This window comes from Ameyamaea chiangmaiensis (assembly GCF_013376175.1).
In the GTDB taxonomy this organism is placed as follows: Bacteria; Pseudomonadota; Alphaproteobacteria; order Acetobacterales; family Acetobacteraceae; genus Ameyamaea; species Ameyamaea chiangmaiensis.
In genome coordinates, this window is sequence record NZ_JABXXR010000305.1 from 1 (window position 1) to 1,378 (window position 1,378).

Here is a 1,378-nt window from a genome sequence, read left to right on the forward strand (position 1 = left end):
CGCCTCCGCGCCAGCCACCACCGCCGTGCCAGCCGCCGCCACCGTGCCAGCCGCCACCCCGTTGCGCGAACGCGGGCGTCGTTCCCAGCACCGCGACCGATGTCATGAGCGCAATCGCTACCGTGAGTGTACGCATTGTCTTCTCCCACTCGGGTCACAGGGAGACCCGGCTCTGTCTCGGCGCGGCGGACTGACGCACCCGCATGCCGTATCACGTCTAACTCTAGGTCATAGATGGCGACTTTTTGATGTCTGACCACCCGATCTCACGCTACGGGGTGTGACGCTTTGTAACAGGGGCGGACCGGTCCCCGCCGTACTCCCGACTTTTTCTCAACGGGTGCCGTTCTGGCGGGCCCGTACCCGCGCGCCGAGACGCTCCAGGATCCCGCGCAGGTCCTCATCCTCGACCTCCGGGAGGGCGATCGGCGGCGGGGGCGGGGCACGACGGGGGCGCGGCGCGACGGACGAGGCCGTCATGTCCTGGACGATTTTCAGACGTGTCACGAGTGCTTGACCGCAGTGACGATTGACCCGCTCCACCAGCGCGGGCGCGCGGTGATTGATCTCCAGCGCGGCCGGTCCTGCGCACGCCACCGTCAGCGTCCCGGCGACCAGGCGCCGCGCGGCGGTGACAGAGGCCAGATCGGGCCCCACGATTTCGGGCCAGTCCACCACGATGGTCGTGATCGCGCCCGGACGTCTGTGCAGCGCCGGACGCGTGACCGCGGGCATCAAGGCACCCAGACTGTTCAGCGCAAAACGCCGCCGCTCCGGCTGGTCGCCGACGGCCCGCATGCGCGGGCCTCTCTTGCTGGGGAGCGCGTCCTTCGTCATATGCTGGTGTGTGACCTCTTTCGACCCCGTTGCCGCAGCGCCCTTGCTGCTCCGTTGGTATGACCGTCATCGGCGCGACCTGCCCTGGCGATCCCGGCCCGGGCACCAGGCCGATCCCTATCATATCTGGCTCAGCGAAATCATGCTGCAACAGACCACCGTCGCGGCGGTTCGTCCCTATTATGCGCGGTTTCTGGACCTGTTCCCCACGGTCGAGGCACTGGCCGCCGCAGACCGGGAGGTCGTGCTCGGCGCCTGGGCGGGGCTGGGCTACTATGCGCGCGCGCGCAATCTGCATGCCTGCGCGCAGGCTGTGGCCGCGCAGGGCGGTTTTCCGCGCACTGTTGCCGGTCTGCTCGCGCTGCCCGGTATCGGCGCCTATACGGCCAACGCGATCGGCGCGATCGCTTTCGGTCTGCCCGTGCTGCCGGTCGACGGCAATGTGGAGCGCATCGCCAGCCGTGTCCTTGCCCTGACCGATCCCCTGCCCCGTGGCCGCCCTGCCCTGCATCGCGCTGCCCTGCGGCTTGGCGACGCGGAC

General features: G+C 69.1%; 1 protein-coding gene and 1 pseudogene. One reads left to right on the top strand and one right to left on the bottom strand.

The annotated features are described in order from the left end of the window. Positions 1–333: 333 nt before the first annotated feature. Positions 334–798: a DUF721 domain-containing protein gene (locus HUK82_RS16615; protein ID WP_176614968.1), complete on the bottom strand. Its 465-nt coding sequence runs from the start codon at positions 796–798 to the stop codon at positions 334–336. Here HUK82_RS16615 and HUK82_RS16620 point away from each other — a divergent pair. Beyond that, positions 797–1,378: pseudogene (locus HUK82_RS16620) on the top strand (A/G-specific adenine glycosylase); the annotation flags it as partial. The gene HUK82_RS16615 and the pseudogene HUK82_RS16620 overlap by 2 nt on opposite strands.

Excerpts from the sequence above, each read along its gene's own strand:
- HUK82_RS16615 (WP_176614968.1), bottom strand. The coding sequence starts at position 798 with ATGCGGGCCGTCGGCGACCAGCCGGAGCGGCGGCGTTTTGCGCTGAAC.